This window comes from Microbacterium sp. 10L49 (assembly GCF_056395125.1).
The window spans coordinates 866,965-885,746 of the sequence record NZ_JBFTIW010000004.1; the positions used below are offsets into that span (position 1 = coordinate 866,965).

Annotated in this window: 16 protein-coding genes; 9 read left to right on the forward strand and 7 right to left on the reverse strand. The window is 70.0% G+C overall.

Annotated elements, in window-relative coordinates:
• Positions 1-4 precede the first annotated feature (4 nt).
• Positions 5-1,351, reverse strand: coding sequence for a hypothetical protein (locus tag AC1DCT_RS16955; RefSeq protein WP_477430419.1), 1,347 nt, complete (start codon positions 1,349-1,351; stop codon positions 5-7).
• Positions 1,352-1,551: 200 nt separating this feature from the next.
• Here AC1DCT_RS16955 and glf point away from each other — a divergent pair, with 200 nt between their 5' ends.
• The 4 genes from glf to AC1DCT_RS16975 are packed head-to-tail and all read left to right on the forward strand — an operon-like array spanning position 1,552 to position 6,327.
• Complete coding sequence (gene glf, locus AC1DCT_RS16960; protein WP_477430420.1) at positions 1,552-2,688, forward strand: UDP-galactopyranose mutase; 1,137 nt, start codon at positions 1,552-1,554, stop codon at positions 2,686-2,688.
• The gene (locus AC1DCT_RS16965) at positions 2,685-4,754 is read left to right on the forward strand and encodes an acyltransferase family protein (RefSeq protein ID WP_477430421.1); all 2,070 of its coding nucleotides are present in this window, start codon (positions 2,685-2,687) and stop codon (positions 4,752-4,754) included. The genes glf and AC1DCT_RS16965 overlap by 4 nt, the downstream gene beginning before the upstream one ends.
• Positions 4,755-4,792: 38 nt before the next feature.
• Entirely contained in the window at positions 4,793-5,587 is a 795-nt protein-coding gene (locus tag AC1DCT_RS16970) for an ABC transporter permease (RefSeq protein ID WP_440732325.1), read from the forward strand.
• The gene (locus AC1DCT_RS16975) at positions 5,587-6,327 is read left to right on the forward strand and encodes an ABC transporter ATP-binding protein (RefSeq protein ID WP_477230775.1); all 741 of its coding nucleotides are present in this window, start codon (positions 5,587-5,589) and stop codon (positions 6,325-6,327) included. The genes AC1DCT_RS16970 and AC1DCT_RS16975 overlap by 1 nt, the downstream gene beginning before the upstream one ends.
• A gap of 70 nt (positions 6,328-6,397) precedes the next feature.
• Here the strand turns inward: AC1DCT_RS16975 and AC1DCT_RS16980 are convergent, their stop codons facing one another.
• From AC1DCT_RS16980 to AC1DCT_RS16995, 4 genes are all read right to left on the reverse strand, one after another.
• Positions 6,398-6,991, reverse strand: a complete 594-nt coding sequence (locus tag AC1DCT_RS16980) for a hypothetical protein (RefSeq protein ID WP_440732323.1) — start codon at positions 6,989-6,991, stop codon at positions 6,398-6,400.
• Positions 6,991-7,965, reverse strand: a complete 975-nt coding sequence (locus AC1DCT_RS16985; RefSeq protein WP_441976699.1) for a glycosyltransferase family 2 protein — start codon at positions 7,963-7,965, stop codon at positions 6,991-6,993. Before AC1DCT_RS16985 ends, AC1DCT_RS16980 begins: the two co-directional genes overlap by 1 nt.
• Before the next feature lie 113 nt (positions 7,966-8,078).
• On the reverse strand, positions 8,079-9,374 hold the full coding sequence (locus AC1DCT_RS16990) for an O-antigen ligase family protein (protein WP_477430422.1): 1,296 nt from the start codon (positions 9,372-9,374) through the stop codon (positions 8,079-8,081).
• Positions 9,371-10,777, reverse strand: coding sequence for an O-antigen ligase family protein (locus tag AC1DCT_RS16995; RefSeq protein ID WP_477430423.1), 1,407 nt, complete (start codon positions 10,775-10,777; stop codon positions 9,371-9,373). The genes AC1DCT_RS16990 and AC1DCT_RS16995 overlap by 4 nt, the downstream gene beginning before the upstream one ends.
• 209 nt (positions 10,778-10,986) lie before the next feature.
• Between AC1DCT_RS16995 and AC1DCT_RS17000 the strand changes: the two genes are divergently transcribed.
• From AC1DCT_RS17000 to AC1DCT_RS17010, 3 genes are all read left to right on the forward strand, one after another.
• Complete coding sequence (locus tag AC1DCT_RS17000; protein WP_082076464.1) at positions 10,987-11,304, forward strand: WhiB family transcriptional regulator; 318 nt, start codon at positions 10,987-10,989, stop codon at positions 11,302-11,304.
• Positions 11,305-11,486: 182 nt separating this feature from the next.
• A complete protein-coding gene (locus AC1DCT_RS17005; protein WP_477430424.1) occupies positions 11,487-14,633 on the forward strand; it encodes a glycosyltransferase in 3,147 nt (1,048 codons plus the stop codon).
• Positions 14,630-16,030, forward strand: coding sequence for a DUF5719 family protein (locus AC1DCT_RS17010; protein ID WP_477430425.1), 1,401 nt, complete (start codon positions 14,630-14,632; stop codon positions 16,028-16,030). The genes AC1DCT_RS17005 and AC1DCT_RS17010 overlap by 4 nt, the downstream gene beginning before the upstream one ends.
• A gap of 39 nt (positions 16,031-16,069) precedes the next feature.
• On the opposite strand, the gene AC1DCT_RS17015 is transcribed toward AC1DCT_RS17010, so the two are convergent.
• Positions 16,070-16,513, reverse strand: a complete 444-nt coding sequence (locus AC1DCT_RS17015) for a hypothetical protein (protein ID WP_441976703.1) — start codon at positions 16,511-16,513, stop codon at positions 16,070-16,072.
• Positions 16,514-16,657: 144 nt separating this feature from the next.
• Between AC1DCT_RS17015 and AC1DCT_RS17020 the strand changes: the two genes are divergently transcribed.
• Positions 16,658-16,864: a DUF3499 family protein gene (locus tag AC1DCT_RS17020; protein ID WP_159576472.1), complete on the forward strand. Its 207-nt coding sequence runs from the start codon at positions 16,658-16,660 to the stop codon at positions 16,862-16,864.
• 13 nt (positions 16,865-16,877) lie between these two features.
• Here the strand turns inward: AC1DCT_RS17020 and AC1DCT_RS17025 are convergent, their stop codons facing one another.
• On the reverse strand, positions 16,878-17,726 hold the full coding sequence (locus AC1DCT_RS17025; protein ID WP_477430426.1) for an RDD family protein: 849 nt from the start codon (positions 17,724-17,726) through the stop codon (positions 16,878-16,880).
• Positions 17,727-17,742: 16 nt separating this feature from the next.
• Here AC1DCT_RS17025 and AC1DCT_RS17030 point away from each other — a divergent pair, with 16 nt between their 5' ends.
• The gene (locus AC1DCT_RS17030) at positions 17,743-18,735 is read left to right on the forward strand and encodes a stage II sporulation protein M (RefSeq protein ID WP_477430427.1); all 993 of its coding nucleotides are present in this window, start codon (positions 17,743-17,745) and stop codon (positions 18,733-18,735) included.
• Positions 18,736-18,782: the final 47 nt, after the last annotated feature.

The following is an 18,782-nucleotide window of genomic DNA, read 5'->3' on the forward strand; positions in this document are numbered from 1 at the left end:
CCGATCAGGCGAGTTCGGCGGCGATCGCGTCGATGAGCGCGGACTGCACCCCGCTCGGGCTGGCCTTCAGGTGCGCGATCTGCGGGTACACGGTCATGCTCCCGCCGGCGATGCCGGGGAAATCTGGATCCCATCCCCCGGCGTAGCTGCCGTACACGGAGATCGGCGGGAGAAGAGCATCCGACGGTATGTAGCAGTCGACCTCGTTGGCGTAACCGCCCACGAAGATGTTGCCGGGACCGCTGTACAGGTTGCGGAAGTACACGGCGTAGCCGCTCACGATCTCACTGCCCACGAACACCATCGGGAGGACGGTGTCGCCGTAGATCTGCCAGACCTGCAGCGGCGTCGTGATCGACGTCGCGACGTCTCCTTCATCGATGCGCGCGATCATGGACTGCGCGTGCCGCACGTACCACGCGGGCAACCCCTGAGGATTCGCCATCCGGGTCACGAAGGCGGCGCGCACCGCGGCGAGGTTGGCATCGTTGACCGTGATGTCGAGGGGGAGGTCGACGCTGGTCAGGTCGGTGTAGATCGGTCCGGTGAGGGCGCGGCCCGCGGAGCCCGCCGCGGTGCTCACGATGCTGCCGAGGCTCGCAGACAGCTGATTGCGCAGCGACCATCCGGCGAGTCCGATCGGGTTCTGGTCTCCGGCGGGACCGGGAAGGAACTGGGCGAACGCTCCGGTCGCCGTCTCGATCGCGGCACACGCTCCCGCGGGCCAGTCGCCGTCCCAGCGCGTCTGGCCGCCGGCGCTCACGGGGTGACAACCGTAGCTGAACAGCACCACTGCGGGCTTGCCGCCGCTCTTGCGCGCGGTGAAGACGGGAACGGCCGTCTCCGTGTAGGGGAGGCCCTCGCGGTTCGCCGAGAAGTTCGCGGTCGCGACCTTGTAGTCCAGAGTCACGCTCGTCCGGGTGGCCGCGAGAGCGTTCTTCACGACCTGCACCACCTGGTCCTGAAGCCAGCTCGTGTAGGCGTCGATCTGGTCGAGCACGGAAATCCCGTAGGCGATCCACGGGTCCAGCAGACGGCCCACCACAGGCCCATTGTGCGTGTGCGTGGCGGTCAGAACCAGATCGGCGTCGGACCAGCTGGACAGGGCCCTCAGGCGGGGACGCAGCGACTGGTGGACCTCGGGTGGGATCCCGAGCAGGTCGAGCGAGACGATCCCGTTGGGGTAGCCGTCGTCCCAGAGGATCGTGCATCGCGCCATGAGCGGTTGCGCGTAGGGGGTGTCGCTGTCGATCACGCGCACATCCGACTGGGCGCCGTAGCCGGCCATGTACGGGTTCATACCGGCAGGCGGAGTGATGCTGATCTTGCCCGTGCTCACCTTGAAGACCATGCCGAAGGCTCCTCACCGAGCGAACGGACGCGCAGCGTCGCGTCGTCCCCAATGCCGCGCACCAGCGCTCCGATGCGAGTGTTCAGGAGGCCATTCTAGAGCCGCTGGGCGTTCTCCGTCCCCGTGCTCGTCAAGCAGTTTTTCGGCAACCGCGTTCTAGAATGGGGAGTTCTTGCCGTTTGCACACCCGAAAGGTGCTCATGGATATCCTCGTCGTCGGGTCGGGTTTCTTCGGCCTCACCATCGCCGAGCGCGCCGCTGCGGCGGGTCGCAAGGTGACCGTCATCGACCGCCGCCATCACATCGGCGGGAACGCGTACAGCGAGGACGAGCCCACCACCGGCATCGAGGTGCACCGTTACGGGGCTCATCTGTTCCACACGTCGAACCCGACGGTGTGGGAGTACGTGAACCGGTTCACCACCTTCACGGACTACGTCCACCGGGTGTATTCGACCCACAAGGGCGAGGTCTACCCGTTGCCGATCAACCTGGGAACCATCAATCAGTTCTTCCGCGCCGCGTACACGCCCGACGAGGCGAGGGCCCTCATCGCCGGGCAGGCCGGCGAGTTCGATGCGCACGAGGCGAAGAACCTCGAGGAGCGCGGGATCGCGCTGATCGGACGGCCGCTGTTCGAGGCGTTCATCCGCGACTACACGGCGAAGCAGTGGCAGACCGATGCGCGCGAGCTGCCCGCGTCGATCATCAGCCGGCTCCCGGTGCGGTACAACTACGACAACCGCTACTTCAACGACACCTGGGAGGGGCTGCCGACCGACGGATACACGGCGTGGCTGGAGCGGATGGCGGATCACCCGAACATCGACGTGCGGCTGAACGTGGACTTCTTCGACGAGACGCAGCCGCTGAGCAAGAAGGCGACCGTGGGCCAGTTGCCAATCGTCTACACCGGCCCGGTGGACCGCTACTTCGACTACGCCGAGGGCGAGCTGGGCTGGCGCACAATCGATCTGGAGCAGGAGGTGCTCGACACCGGGGACTTCCAGGGCACCAGCGTCATGAACTACCCGGACGCCGACGTGCCGTACACCCGGATCCACGAGTTCCGGCATTTCCACCCCGAGCGCGCCGACCGCTACCCGAACGACAAGACGGTGATCATGCGGGAGTTCTCCCGCTTCGCCGAGCGCGGCGACGAGCCCTACTACCCGGTGAACACCTCGTCCGACCGCGAGGGTCTGCTGGCCTACCGCGAGCTCGGGAAGGGCGAGAAGGACGTGCTCTTCGGCGGTCGCCTCGGCACGTACCAGTATCTGGACATGCACATGGCCATCGGATCCGCCCTGTCGATGTGGAACAACCAGCTCGCATGACGCTTCACGCGGAGAGTCGTCGCAGCCGCAGGGCCGCAGCCACCGAGCGCGGCGCCACCGCCGGGTCGACGTCGGGCTACCGTCCGGACATCGACGGCCTTCGCGCCGTGGCGATCCTGCTCGTCGTGGTCTACCACGTCTGGATCGGGCGCGTGTCCGGCGGCGTCGACATCTTCCTGATGATCTCCGCGTTCTTTTTGACCGGATCCTTCGTCCGCCGCATGAGCACCGGACGCCCGCTCGCCGTCGGCCGGTTCCTGCTGAGCCGTTTCCGGCGGCTCCTGCCCGCGGCGGCGGTCGTGCTGGCGGCGACGCTCGGTGCGGCATGGCTCCTGATGCCCCAGACCGCGTGGCCGCAGCTGTGGCGACAGGGGTGGGCGTCGCTCGGGTATTTCCAGAACTGGGTGCTCGCGGCCGAAGGTGTCGACTACTACGCGCACAAAGCGGTGCTGGCCTCCCCGCTTCAGCACTTCTGGTCGCTGTCCGTGCAGGGGCAGGTGTTCGTCCTGTGGCCGCTGCTGTTCCTGCTCGGTGCGCTCGTCGTCCGGCTCCTCAAGGCGCCCCCGGCGCTCGTGATGGGCGTGCTGTTCGGCGTCGTGTTCGCCGTATCGCTCGCGTTCTCGGTCTACGAGACGGCGACGCTGCAGTCCTACGCCTACTTCGATACCCGCACGCGGCTGTGGGAGTTCGCCGCCGGATCTCTGCTCGCCCTGGTGCTGCCCGTTCTGCGCGTGCCGCGTCTGCTCCGTGCTCTGCTGGGCTGGATCGGGCTCCTCGCCATCGTCGTGTGCGGGATGGTCATCGACGTGCGCGGCGGGTTCCCCGGGTATCTCGCGCTGTGGCCGATCGTCGCGGCGTCCCTGGTGATCGTCTCCGGCACGCGGACCGATGGCGTATCCGGCGCGGGTCCGGAACTCGGGCCGAGCCGCCTGCTCGCGACCCGGCCCGTGCTCGCGCTGGGACGGGACGCGTACGCGCTTTACCTGGTGCACTGGCCGGTTCTCATCCTATGGCTGACCTGGCGTCAGCAGACCAAGGCATCTCTGCTCGATGGCGCCGTCATCATCGCGCTCTCGCTGGTGCTGGCACGCCTGGTCACGCTCTGCGTCGAGCGTCCGCTGCGGCTCGGGGCAGGCGATCGCGGGGTGCTCTGGCGCAACGTCCTGGTCATCCTGTGCAGCGTCGCGGTCGTCGGCGCCGTCCTCGTTTCGTGGCAATGGGGGGTCACCAGTCGCGCAGCGGCCCAGCAGCAGGCGCACAAGAGCGCGTATCTCGGCGCCCTGGGCGAGCCTGGGACGACGAAGAACGACGGCATTCCGATCATCCCCGGGGTGAACACGCCGGACGACGAGAACTGGACCCAGCTCGACCGCCCGTGCGAGGGCAGATTCGCGTCGGCGGCGGAGCTCGTTCAGGAGAACTGCCGGCAGACCTCGAATGCCGCGAAGGCGAAGCATGTCGTCGTGGTCATCGGCAACTCCCATGCGCAGCAGATGACGGCGGCGGTGCAGGCCGCGGTCTCCAAGAGCGGCTGGGGAGTGGTGATGATCTTCCGGCCGTGGTGCTCGCTCGCCGCGGATCATCCGGTCGCCTCTCCCGAGGACCGCTGCGACGAGTGGCAGCCGCAAGCCATCGACCACACGGTGTCCATCCATCCCGATGCAGTGTTCACCATAGTGACGGCGGCCGCGATGGACAGTCCGGATGAGCAGGTGATCGCCGGGCTGGACGACCTGCTCGACACCTTCGACGGGGCCGGGATCCCGGTCGTCGGCATCCGCGACAATCCGCGTTCGGGAGTGACCAACTACTTCACCTGCGCCATGGAGCGCTCCGAGTGCGACTTCCCGGTGGAAGGGGCTCTCGCCGCCGAGAACCCTGTGACCCCGTATGCCGATCGGATGACCCTGGTGGACTTCACGCCGACGCTGTGTCCGGAGGGGCTCTGCCGGACGGTCATCGGTCACCTGTCCGTCTATCTCGACATGAACCACATCAGCGCCCAGTTCGCGAAGACCCTCGGGCCTGAACTGCGCCGACAACTCGGCGACGTGCTGCCGCTATGACCGCGGACGGCACCGCGCCGCCGCCTAGACTCGGAACTGTGAGTCACACGACGGCCGGCGCACCCGGAACGCCCCGGCGCTACTTCCACTCGCTGTGGCTGCTGTCGGCGCGGGACCTGCGGGTGCGATACGCGACGAGCGTGCTCGGCTACCTGTGGTCGGTGCTGGATCCGCTGGTGATGAGCGCGATCTACTGGTTCGTGTTCACGCAGGTCTTCCATCGCGGTCAGGTGGGGGAGCAGCCCTACATCGTGTTCCTCATCACGGCGCTGCTGCCCTGGGTGTGGTTCAACACCGCGGTGGGCGAGTTCACCCGCGCCTTCAAGAAGGACGCACGCCTGATCCGCTCCACGGCGATCCCCCGGTCGATCTGGGTCGTACGCGTGATTCTCACGAAGGGCCTGGAGTTCACCTTCGCGATCCCGGTGCTCGTTCTCTTCGCCGTGTTCGCGGGAGCTCAGGCGAACTGGTCTCTGCTGCTGTTCCCGGTCGCGATGATCTGGCAGACCGTGCTGCTGTTCGGCCTCGGGCTGCTGGTGGCGCCGCTCTGCGTGCTGTGGAGCGATCTCGAGCGCACCACGGCGCTCATCCTCCGGGCCCTGTTCTACATCTCGCCGATCATCTACGGGTTCAAGGATCTGCCGCACGAGCTGCACTTCCTCGGCGCCCTGAACCCGCTGTCCGGCATCTTCATGCTCTACCGGGTGGGGTTGTTCCCGGGGCAGTGGCAGCCCGAGCCCGTGATCATCGGCGCCGTCGTCACCGTGGTGTTCCTCGCCCTCGGTCTGCTCACGTTCCGCTCCCTCGAGCGCGACGTGCTGAAGGAGCTGTGATGACCCAGCAGCACTCCGCGATCGAGGTCGAGGGGCTCGGCGTGCGGTTCCGCCTGGGCCGTCGCGGCCGGCGCAGCTTCAAGGACCTCTTCGCCGGCAAGAACCGGCGGAACCGTCCCGGCGAGTTCTGGGCGCTGCGGAACGTCTCCTTCACCGTGCGGCAGGGCGAGGCGATCGGCGTGGTCGGCCGCAACGGCCAGGGCAAGTCGACGCTGCTGAAGCTCGTCGCCGGCGTGATGCTGTCCGATGAGGGGCAGGTGCGCGTGCAGGGCGGAGTCGCCCCGCTGATCGAGCTCACCGGCGGCTTCGTGGGCGACCTCACCGTGCGGGAGAACGTGCGGCTCACGGCTGGGCTGCACGGGATGGGGCGTGCCGAGATCGCTGCGCGCTACGACGACATCATCGACTTCGCCGAGCTGGAGAAGTTTCAGGACACCCCGTACAAGCACCTCTCCAACGGCATGAAGGTGCGCCTGGCGTTCTCCGTGGTGTCCCAGTTGGAGGAGCCGATCCTGCTCGTCGACGAGGTTCTCGCCGTGGGTGACAAGGCGTTCCGCGAGAAGTGCTATCAGCGCATCGACGAGTTGCTCGCCGACGGCCGCACGCTGTTCTTCGTGTCGCACAACGAGAAGGACCTGCGCCGGTTCTGCACGCGCGGCCTGTACCTGGACAAGGGCGGGCTCGTGCTGGACGCGTCGATCGGCGAAGTGCTGGACCGCTACAACGCCGACAACGCCTGATGCGACCCTGACCGCGCCTGATCGGCGCGCTGAAGGAAGCCGGTGACGCCCTCGCCGGGACCGGATCCGATCAGAGTCCGACGAGCGAGCGCAGCTGACCGAGCGCGGCGCGCGCGTCGACCAGGGGTCCCGATGGGTCGGATCCACCGGCGTAGGCCGAGCGCAGTGACTGCAGCCGGGCGGCGTAGGCGTTCACGGCTTCGCCCCATTGCGTCGCGATCGACGCGGGCGCGGGCTGGCCCGCCAGGTTCTGCGCGTCGTTCTGCAGCGAGTCGACGATCTGCACCGCCATGTCGCCGCTCTGGTTCTGCACGAGGTCGAGGCCGGTGGATGCGTCGTCGAGTCGCGGCTGCACCTGCGCGCGGAACTGGTCGACGGAGGGATCCGGCACCGGAGGCGGCGAAGTGGCCGGTGCGGTCGGCAGATCGGTCGGAGGCGTGGTGGGAGTGGGGGATGCCGTGGGCGTCGGGGTCGCCGTCTTCGACGTCGTCGGGCTCGGGGTCGGCGCGGGAGTGCCGTCGCCTCGCGGGATCAGGAACAGCACCACGACGGCCGCCACGATCAGCACCGCCACGATGAGTCCGATGATCAGGGCGATGCGGCCGCCGCGCTTCTTCGGCTCCTCGGGGAAGATCCAGACAGCTTCGGGCTTCTGCTCGCTCATCAGTCCTCCAGGGCCGGCATCGGGCGCCAGCTGCGGTCGCGGCCGATCTTCCCGCCGTCCCGCAGCCCGCGGAACAGGTTGCTGGTGCCGCGCACGGTGCGCTCGACGAACACCAGGCGGATGAGTTCCTTGGCGAAGGTCATCGAGGTGCCGAGGGCGAACAGCACGGGGTTGTACACGTCATGCGCGCGGTAGTACTGCTTCAGGTACGCGCGGTTGCGCATGATGTAGTAGCGGTAGGCGTTGCTGGACGCGTTCATGTGCCGCACGCCCATGTCCCACTGCTTGATCTCGCGGGTGCGCCGCAGCACGAACTCGTCCACGATCACGGCCTGGGTGCGCCGCGAGGCGAGCCAGCCGTACATCTGGTCGTCCCAGTAGATGAAGAACCGGGGATCCGGAAGCCCGATCTCCTTGACGATCGAGCGGTGGATGAACATGCCCTCGAAGCAACCGCTGTTCATCGGCTTGAACCCCGTGGCGTCGAAGCCGGCAGGAGCGAACGGGATCGGGATGCCCATGCGCTCCGCGATCCGGTACTGCCAGTAGAACGCGCTGCCGTCGTAGTCGTAGCGGCGCCCCTGGATGCTCTTGAAGCGCGGCGCCCATGCGCCCATCCTGGCGAGACCGTCGGGCAGCACCTCGACGTCGTCGTCCATCATCCAGATCCACTCGGATCCCAGCTCGTACGCAGTGCGCATGCCCTCGCTGAATCCGCCGGATCCACCGGTGTTCGTCTCCAGGCGCCGGTACACGATCTCCGCGCCGATCCGCGAGCGGTAGGAGTCGACGACGTCGGTGGTGTCGTCGGAGGAGGCGTTGTCGATGATGACGACGCGTCCCGGCTTCGGGTCCATCTGCACGATGCTGTCCAGCAGCCCCGTCAGCAGGTGCGAGCGGTTGTAGGTGACGACGACGATCGTCGCGGTGGCCGGGTCGAAGCCGGCGGCGGCGTTCTGCGGGTCAGGGGTCACGGATGTCGCTCCAGAGAAGGTGAGGGGAGGCCTCCAGCCTACCCGCGGAAGCCCGGGCAACCCTGCGAACGCGTGCGCGCGCCTCGTGCTTGTCCGAGGTCGCAGCCCGCATCTCAACGATCCGGCAGTGGGGTCGAACTCGTCTGCACGGCGTCGATGTTCTCCCGCCAGGACCGTGACTGGCCGGCGCGCAGGGCGCACAGCACGAGCAGGAACCAGCCCGCATTGACGATCGTGAAGCTCTCGAACACGGAGTCGACGGCGAGCGCGACGAGCACCAGCGGCGCCCAGGCGTAGACGACCGAGCGCCGTACGCTCGCGACCAGCCAGGAGCGCACGAGCGCGATCCCGCCGAGCAGGCAGAACAGCAGGAAACCGCCCGCCCCCACCTGCAGGAGGACATCGAAGAAGGCGTTCAGAGCGCTGCCGTGGTGATCGCTCGTGAAGTAGTTGATCGAGTTGAACGGGTACAGCGCGTCGCTCCACAGGCCGAACCAGCCCCATCCCTGAGCCGGACGCTGCTGCACGTATGGGGAGAGGGTGCTCCACAGCTCGACCCTGGTGTTGAAGTCGCTGCCCGCGTCGAGCAGCGCGACGATGCGGTGCCGGAAGATCGCGGTCGTGATGAGCGCCGCCAGCACCACCCCGCCGATCGTCCACTGCAGCGGGCGCCTCCGTGCGACCGGAGCCTGGCGCACGATCACCAGTGCCACACTCGCTGCGCCCACGACGGCCGCGAGCACGAGCACGGTGGGCGAGGCCGAGAAGAGCGCCAGGAATCCCGCGAGCACCACCGACGGGATGGCGATCCCGGCCGACAACGACTGCGAACGCCACTCCACCACGAACGTGATGACGGCGATGACGGCGATGAGTCCGAGCATGTTGCGCGTGCCGAAGAGCCCCTGGATCGGACCCCCGGCGGCGATCTCGCCCTGGATTCCCAGGAAGCGGAACGGCATGTCCAGCAGGACTCCGCTCATGATCTCGGCGACCAGGGATGCGCCGAGCAGGATCCGCAGGGCATCGCCCAGTGCGCGCACGGTCTGCAGGGTGTCCCGGATGTGGCCCACGACGACCGCGATCACCGCGTATCCGGCGAGGGCGGCCCAGGCCTTGAGCGTCGCCGCGGACGCGGTCGACCACACCGCGCTCGCGAGCGTCCACGCGAGGAACGCGAGCAGGGTCGACGGCGCGATCCGCAGCGGGCTGAGCTCCTCGCGGCGCACCCACAGGATGCCGACACCCGTCACGCAGAGCACGGCGATGATCGTGTTGAGGGTCGCGGGCGAGGTGAACGCGGAGATCGCGAACGATCCGAACACGCTCAGCAGCGCGCAGGTCGTGTAGGCGCGCGCCATCTCGACCGAGGCGAGGGTCCTCGCCAGGCGTCGCCGTGGAGTGGTCATGCCGTCTGTCGACGCGACTGCGGCGGTGCGCCCTCGCCGGGTCCGGATCCCACGAACGGCGAGATCTTCATCTTGAACGACAGCATCACGAGCAGCAGCCAGCCCCACAGCATGATGGGCGTCGACTCGGCCAGCCCCAGCACGAGCAGCATCCCGGCCAGCACGGTCGGCAGCAGCGACAACGCCGCGTAGGGGCGGTCCCGCACGAGATCCCAGCGGGGTCGGTCGACGGCGAAGAACCAGGCGCGCCACGCGAATGCGAAGAACGCGACCGCGATCAGCAGCACACCGACGATGCCGAGCTGGAGGAACACGTCGAGCCACATGTTGTGCGCCATGAACACGGTGATGCGGTGGTCGATGATCCAGTCGTGGAACGCTGGATCCCACGGCACCCAGGGGGAGGAGAAGCCGTTGCCGAAGACCGGACGGTGCACGGCGCGCTCCCACACCTTGCGCCAGATCTCCAGGCGCCCGGTCAGGTCGGAGGACTTGCCCAGCGCGCCGGACAGCGCGTCGCGGGCGAACCAGACGACGGCGGCGCCAGCGACGGCGACCGCGGTGAACACGGCGTACAGCCGGCTGCGGGCGCCCGGTGTGCGTGTGCGACGCATGAGCAGGGCGGCTCCCAGCACCAGCACGCCGACGGCGAACGACGCGTACGCGGTGGCGGATCCGGCCCGCAGGAAGAAGAACGCGGCGAGCACGATCCAGACCAGCAGTGCCGGCCGGCGCCGCGCACCCTGCGCGTACAGCAGCGCGAACACGACCAGAGCGAACGCGCAGAGGATACCCAACGTGTTGGAGTTGCCGACGATGCCCTGCACCCGGCCGCCGTCGAACAGATCGCCGCGCACCCAGTACCAGTGCGGATCCGGCTTGCCCGCGGGCAGGTCCGAGAAGAACGGGAGCAGCGGATGCCGCAGCACCAGCGCGACCCACAGCTCGAGCAGTAGCGAGAGACCCAGGATCCACTTCAGCGCGCTCGAGAGCGCTCGCACGATCTCATGCCAGCTCAGCGTGAACGCGATGAACAGCGCGACGACGGTGATCGCCGCCTGCAGCGTCCAGGTGAGCAGCGTCGCCCACGGCCAGCCGGACCAGAACACCGAGAGCAGGGCGAGTGCCGTGTAGCCGAGGGCCGTCCACGGCATCCGTCGCCACGGGAACCGGGCGGGACGCGCCAGGGCGATGCGGGGGATCGCGAGCCCGAGCGTGCCGAGCAGCAGTACGCCCAGCACGACGGCCGCGCCGTCCACGCCGAGCAGATTGAAGACCGCGGTGTGCGCGAACACGGAGAAGAGCAGCAGCACGATGTGCGCGCGCAGCAGCAGATGCCGGGTGGACTCGCGTGCCGGAGCGCTCGGCGGAGGGGCCGTGGAGAGTCTGGAGTGCTGCGCCATCGTGGTTCAGAGTACCGCCCGCACCTCGGGACGCCGGAGCGCCGCCGGTCTCCGACACGCCGTCGCGACACGCCGAGGACGTCGAAGAACGTTCAACGCGTGCTTGAGGGTTTACGATCCGCGACTTGACCAGGGCGAATGACACGGGTGTAATTAGTAATGCAACGCGGCCCGCGGCGCACCCGGGGGGAAACGAGGGAGAGGGCGACATGACGGCATACCGTTCAGACGTTCCCGATGACTGGTTCGTCGATCCGGTCCAATTGGGGGTGCCGGGCGTCCGCCGCCCGACCGAGGGCGACGACAATGCACTCGCGTGGCAGAGCGACGCGCTGTGCGCGCAGACCGACCCCGAGGCCTTCTTCCCGGAGAAGGGCGGCTCGACCCGCGACGCCAAGCGCATCTGCACCACCTGCGACGTGCGGGGCGAATGCCTCGAATACGCCCTGAACAACGACGAGCGCTTCGGGATCTGGGGCGGCTTGTCGGAGCGCGAGCGCCGCAAGCTCAAGCGCCGCGCCGGCTGACGAATCGGTCGTTGAGCGAGGACCAGCGCGAAGCGATCGACCGAGACGAAACGCGGCGCCCTCGCAGCCCCGCCGCTTCGGTTGCGCGGTCGCGGTCCCCGCAATGCGTCTGCCAGGAATACCGGGACGCGCCCACGTCCCAGTCCTCCCTCCGGCGACAGGCCGCTTAGGCTGACCCCGTCATGTCTGCCCGAGTACACGCCGTCCTCGTCGCCCGTTCGGGTGCGACCTCCCTCGCGCGCCTGCTGCGCGCCCTCGATGCGCTCGCCGCGCAGACCCGCCGGCCGGATGCGCTGACGATCGTCGCGTGCGGCTCCTCGAGCGCCCTCCGCGGCAGCGCCCGCGTCGCCGAGGCCGCCGAAGCGGTGATCGAGACCAAGGCCTCCACGACCCTGGCCGCCGCGGTGTCGCTCGCGCTGCCGCGTGTCGCCGAGGGCGCGGCGCTGTGGATTCTCACGGAGGATTGCGCCCCCGCTCCCACTGCGCTCGAGCAGCTCGCCGGCGCGCTGGAGCGCTCGCCGGCGGCCTCGATCGCCGCTCCCAAGCTCGTGAGCGATGTCGACGAGCACCGCATCGCGTCGTTCGGGCAGAGCATGACCCGCCTCGGCCGCGCCGTCGACCCTGCACGGGGCGAACTCGACCAGGGCCAGCACGACGGCATGGACGACGCGCTCGGCGCGGATGCGCGCGGGCTGCTCCTCCGCGCCGGTCGCGGGCTGCGCCCCGACGCCGGTCTGGGCGGCCGCGACGAGGGGCTCGATCTGGGCATCCGTGCCCGCCTCGCCGGCGGCCGCATGGCGCTCGCCGCCGGAGCGAGGATCGCCGTGGACGACGGCGCCGACGTCGAGGGCACGGCGGCGGACGCTTTCGCCCGCCGCCGCGCACAGCTGCATCGTCGGCTGAGCTACGCCCCCGCTGCGGCGGTGCCGCTGCACTGGCTCTCGCTGCTGCCCCTCGCGCTGTGGCGCTCGATCACGCACCTGACCGGGAAGCGTCCCGCCGCGGTGCTTCCGGAGTGGGGCGCCGCCGGCATCGCGATGGTCTCAGGATCCGCCGTAGCGCGCTCTCGCCGGGCGATCCGCGCCGATCGCAGCGCGAGCTGGGCGAGCATCGCTCCGCTCCGGGTCACCCGTGCTCAACTGCGCCAGCGCCTCGATGACGGGCACGGCACCGAGGCGGGGGTGCACGAGGAACTCGGGTTCTTCTCCGGCGGTGGCGCCTGGGCCGTGCTCGGCGCGCTGGTCGCCGGCGTCGCACTGTTCGCCTCCTTGCTGGCCTGGCCCGCCCTCGGTGGCGGGGCGATGCTGCCGCTGCGGCAGACCGTCGGCGCGCTGTGGCGAGACGCCGCCTACGGGCAGCGCGGCTTCGGGATCGACGTGGTGGGACCAGCGGATCCGTTCTCCGGCGTGCTGGCCGTGCTCGGCTCACTCTGGCCGGGATCGCCCTCCTACGCTCTGCTGCTGCTCTGGGTCGCGGCCCTGCCGCTCGCCGTGCTCGGCGGATGGTTCGCCGCCACCCGCATCACCGACAAGCCGGGGCTGCGGATCCTGGCCGGCGTCGTGTGGGCGCTGTCGCCCGCCTTCCTGATCGCGCTCGCCGAAGGGCGCCCGGCCGCGGTGCTGCTGCACCTGCTGCTGCCCTGGGTGCTGCACACCGCCCTCGTCGCCCAGCGCTTCTGGGGGGCGGCCGGGGCGGCGTCGCTGCTGACGGCGGCCGCACTGGCGTGCGCGCCGTCGCTCGCGCCGGCCTTCGTGCTGCTCTGGTTCATCGCGATCGTGTGGCTGCTCGCTCGACGCTCGGTACGCGGCGCCGTGCGCATGGTCTGGGTGCTCGTTCCGGCCGTCGTCGTGTTCGCCCCGCTCGTGATCTGGCACCTCGCGCACGGCTCGCTGTGGGCTCTGCTGTCGGATCCCGGTGCGATCGTCGTGGCGCCGCAGGCGGCCGCGGATGCGGCCGGGCGTCTGTCGCTGCTCGCCGGACTGCCCACCATGGACCAGGCCGGCTGGCCGACGCTGCTGGGTGTGAAGGACGCGTCCTGGGTGCTCTGGTTCGGCGCCCCGCTCGCCGTGCTCGCGGTGTTCTCCACGATCACACGTCGGTGGAGCGTGGGGATCGGATCCCTCCTCGTCGCCGCCACCGGGATCGCGACCGCGTTCGCCGCGGTGGGCGTCGCGGTCGCGTTCGCACAGTCGCAGGCCGTGCCGATCTGGCCCGGATCCGGACTGAGCCTCGCGTGGATCGGCGTCCTCGGCGGGGCGCTGGTGACCCTGGACTGCGCGATCACCCGCCCGGCGCTGCGCGGAGCCGCGGCGCTCATCGCCGCCGCCGGAATCGTGGTGTGCGCGATGCCGACCGCCGTGTCGTTCGTCACGGGGACCGCGACGATCCAGCGCGGTGACCTCACCACGCTGCCCGCGTATGTGAACGCCCAGGCCCGCGCCGACCGCGAGCTCGGAACGCTCGTGCTCAGCGCCCAGCCGGACGGCGCTCTCGCCACCACGGTGGTGTGGGGTGCGAGTGCCACCCTCGGCGCGCAGGCCACGATCATCAACACGGCGACCTCGGCGCCGGGCAAGGACTACACCGAACTGTCGGTGGATCTCGTCTCTGCGCGACAGTTCGATGCGCCCAAGGCGCTCGGCGCGCTGGGAGTGCGTTTCGTGCTGCTTCAGGCGGGCTCGGAGAAGGAGACCTCGGCGGAGCGCTCGCTGCGCCTGCAGTCCGCCACGGCCCTGGATCAGCGCGCGGGCTTCGTGCGCGTCGGCGAGACGCCTCGCGGGGTGCTGTGGCGCATGGACGCGGAGCCGGCCGCGCGCGCGGGGATGAGCGCCGGGCAGCGCGCCACGGCGCAGCTGGTCGTGACGGTGGAGCTGATCGTGCTGCTCGCCGCGCTGCTGCTGTCGATCCCGACCCGTGCGTCGCGCCGGGCCGCGCGAGCGGTTCCGCGCGCGGTCGGCGTGCTGCCGGAGCGGGCTCCCCGTCCCGTCAAGCCGGCACGCGAGCGCCCCGTCCGTGCCCCGAAGAAGCGCAAGGCCGCATCAGGGTCGGTGGTGATCCCCGGTGCGGCGGCAGAAGGCGCCGCCGCGCCCGACACCGTGATCGACGACGAGGCATCTCCCGGGACGGAACCGCCTGCCCAGGCGGACTTCGAGGAAGCTCCGGTCGAGAGCGACGCGGACTCGGCCGATCGGCCGGCGGATCCCGACGCGACGCCTGCGGATCCGTCTGCAGCTGCGGATCCAGATCCCGAACCCGAACCCGAACCCCAGGACCCCGGATCCGCTCCCGCCGATACGGCATCCGCGCCCGCGAAGGAGGCCGACGAATGAGCAGCAGGACCTCCGTGCGTCTCGTCGCCACCGGGGCTCGCCTGGTCGCAGGCGTCGTTGTGTCCGCGGCCTGCGTGGCCGGCGCGGTCATCGCGATCCCGGCCGCCTGGCCCACGATCGCGCACACACCGGCTCATTCCACGGTCAAACCCGTGGCGGGCGACACTCTGCTCAGCTGCACCGGGTCCTTCCTGGCGCTCGGGCGCGACGCCGCGCAGGCATCCCAGCTCAGCGTCGCAGGCAGCCCGAACCTCGTCAGCGGCGCCTCGGCGGGCGAGAACCTGACCCCGGGCGAGCTCGGCATGTCCGATGTGGTGGGCGCGACCTCGGCGCCGGCGTTCACAGCCTCCCCGCAGAATCGCGAGTCCGCCCTGGCTGCGGCTGCCCAGTCCGTCACGGTATCCGCCGACGACCTCTCCGGCTTCGCGGCGTCCGCCTGCCGTCCGCCGAGCATGGAGTCGTGGATCGTCGGCGGCGCCGGCACCACCGGATCGAGCGACATCCTGCTGATCGCGAACCCGGGCGCCGTCACGGCGACCGTGACGTTCACCGAGTACGGTTCGGCCGGCGGCACGCACTCCTCGGAGCTGGTCGTGCCCGCGGGCACCCAGTCCACGGTCCCGCTCGTCGCGGGGTCGGCGGGGGAGAGCAGCCCCGTCGTCGAGGTGACCTCGAGTGGTGCACCGGTGCGCGCGGCGCTGCAGTCCAGTCTGATCCGCACCCTGGATCCGGTCGGCATCGACGTGCAGGACGCCATCGCGCAGCCCCAGAAGGAGTTCTCTCTGCTCGGCGTACGCGCGGTGGTCGGGTCGGACGACGACGACAACGCCTCGACGGCGGTCCGCCTGCTGGCGCCCGACGCCGACGCCACCGTGACGCTGCAGCCACGCAACGCCGCCAACGGCAGCAAGATCGGCGAGCCGAAGACGGTGAAGCTCACGGCGGGCCAGGTCGGATCCGTCAACTTCTCCGCGCTGAAGCCCGGACTGTATGCCATCGACGTGACCGCGAGCAATCCGGTCGTCGCCGCCGCCTGGCAGACCACCGGGTCCGCCAAGGGATCCGACTTCGCCTGGATGACTCCGGCCCCGGTCATCACCGGCACCACGGCCTTCGCCGTGGCGGACGGGCCGGCACCGCAACTGCACCTGCAGAACGCCTCGGATCAGGCGACCACGGTCGAGCTCACCCCGATCGACGGCGGGGCGACCCAGCGCGTCACGTTGGAGCCCGATGGCGCTGCCACAGTGACCGTCAGCGCTTCCACCACGTATTCGCTGTCTTCGCCGACCGCGGTGCGCGGTGCGGTGGTCTACTCGGGCATCGGCCGGCTGGCCGGATATCCGGTCTGGGCCACGGACGCCGCAGCGGCCCCGATCACGGTCTACCAGCGTTAGGCGGGCCGGGCGGTCAGCGCCCGCGCTCCGTCGAGCGCGTCACTCGTCGGTGTCGAAGCCGCGTGGATCCATCTCCCACGGCTCGCGTCCGATGTACTGCGCCGCCGCGCGGAACACCGCACCCTCGATCGCGACGCGGCGGTGCGCGCTGTCGTCGTGACCGGGCTCGAGCAGTCGTTCGATGGGCACGCGGAACAGCACGATGCGCTGCGCCTGGGTGTCCACGAGCCAGCGCGGCAGTCCGTCCGGATCCGCATGGGTGGGCATCGCCGCGATCTCGATGCGCACCGGGCGAAGGTCCGGCCACATCGAGCGCAGCAGTTCGACCGCGGAGCCGACGTGCAGGTCGAACGTGTCGAGGCGCCCGTCGAGCGGTGGCAGCGGCGGCCGCACCACGGAGCTGCGGCCCAGACGGCCGTGCCGGCCGTGCCGGTCGCCGCGGCGCGGGACGACCGCACGGCGGGATCCACGAGCACGGCGCATGCGGCAAGTCTAGGCGGCACCGGCGGTCCAGGCGGCACCGGCAGTTCGGTCGGGACCTCGCCTGTTCCTCCGCGGATGGGCGGATCCGACTCACGTGCGCGCGGCATCCCGGCGCGGGCGGTGCGCGGTCGTAGCCTGAAGGGGATGTACGGACGACTCTGCTCCAAGGTGGGCTGCGCGCGGGAGGCTGTGGCGACCCTCACCTACGACTACGGCGACCAGATGGCGGCGCTCGGGCCGCTCGGCGTCGAGAACGACCCGCACGCGCACGACCTGTGCGCGATCCATGCCGAGCGCCTCTCCGTGCCGGCGGGCTGGATCGTCGTCCGCCACGAGACGCTGCGGGCTTGAGGGCTCGCGGGGTCTAGACGCCGACATCCACGCCGCTGAGGCGCTGCACGCGCGCATCGGCGAGCGCGAGCGCCCGCCGTTCGCGCTCCCGGCGCAGCACCGTCGCGGCCACGAGCACGGCCTCGGGGGGTGCGGCGGGCACCGGCGAGATGAACGCCGACGCCTCGGTCAGCAGCTCATACGCGATCCGCGCCCTGGCGGGCGGCAGCAGCTGCGGCGCGCTGTCCAGGAACTGCGAGATGCGCCGTGCGAGCCGATCGGGCATACGGGCCACGTCCGCGATCGCTGCCCACGACTCCATGCCAGGCGGCATGACCGGTACGCGCGCGGCCAGGCGCGGCGTGCGCACCTTCTGGCTGTACGTCCCGGCGACGAGGTCGCCCAGACGCTGCGATCGCGCGGTGAAGGCCGCGGTCAGGAAGGCGACGGCCCCGAACGTGAGGTAGGTCTCGAAGACGCCGATGAGCGCACGGATGAGAGCGTGCCGGAATCCGGCCGCGCCGCCGTCGATGCGCACGATCCGTCCGCCCACGGCGAGCTTGCCCAGGCTTCGGCCGTGGGTGAGGGTCTCGATCGTGCACGGCACGATCACGAATGCGGTGACCAGCGCCAGCACGGCGAGTATCCGGTCCAGGGCGGGATCGCCGAACGCGCCCAGCATCCAATAGCGCACGGCGATGTAGCCGAGGAAGACGGCCCAGCTCAGAGCCGCGTCGATCAGGGCGCCCAGCGTGCGGAAGAAGAGGCCGACGGGCTGCACTTCGATCGCGACGGCCTCGCCCGAGAGCACCTCGTCGTCGCTGTCGAGTGCGGCGATCGAGTGCGCAGCGCCCACGGCGTTCGAGGCGCTGGCATCCGACATGGGTACAGTAAAACACGTGGACGCCGACGCACTCGCCGATGCCAGGAGCCGCGAGTGGGCGCGCCTGGACGAGCTCAGCCGGCAGTCGCTCGACGGCGCCGGTGTCGACGAGCTCATCACTCGCTACCGGGCGGCATCGGCGGATCTCGCCGATCTGCGCAGCTCGGTCGGATCCTCTCCGCAGAGCGCGCACGTCTCCACAATCCTGGCCAGGGCACGGTTGCGGCTCACGGGCCAGGGCGACAACGTGCTCCGGCAGACCGGTCGCTTCTTCACCCGGCAGCTTCCCGCGGCGCTGTACCGGCTGCGCTGGACCACGCTGGTCATCGCGCTCGCAAGCCTGGCGGTGGTCGTCGGCGTGGCAATCTGGATCACCTCGGATCCCGCGCTCGTCGCGGCACTCGGATCCAAGGCCGATCTGAAGTACTACGTCGAGCACTCCTTCACGGACTACTACACCGAGAATCCGGCGGCCGAGTTCGCCGGCATGGTGTGGACGAACAACGCCTGGATCGCCGCGCAGTGCGTGCTGCTCGGGGTCACCGGCATCTGGCCGATCATGGTGCTCATGCAGAACGCCGTGAACGTGGGCCTGGCGGTCGGGGTCATGTTCGCATTCGGGCGCGGCGACGTGGTGGTGCTCTACCTCCTGCCGCACGGAATGCTCGAGCTCACCTGCATCTTCGTCGCCGCTGCGGCGGGCCTGCACATCTTCTGGGCCTGGCTGGTGCCGGGCGAGCGCACCCGCGGCGAGGCCCTCGCGGTCGCCGGGCGCTCGCTCGGCACCGTCGCCATCGGGCTCGTGTTCGCGCTCGGGCTCTCCGGCCTGGTCGAGGGATTCGTGACCGGCTGGGGACTGCCCTGGCCGGTGAAGATCGGGATCGGCGCGCTCGCGCTGGCGGTCTTCCTCGCCTACATGCTGATCGCGGGCCGTCGTGCCCAGCGACTCGGCGAGAGCGGCGACCTCACCGAGTTCGAGGCCGGCACACCGACGCTCGTTGCCGGCTGAGCGCGCCGCGATCGCGGGCCGTCGCGGCCGGTTCCGTGACGTGGATC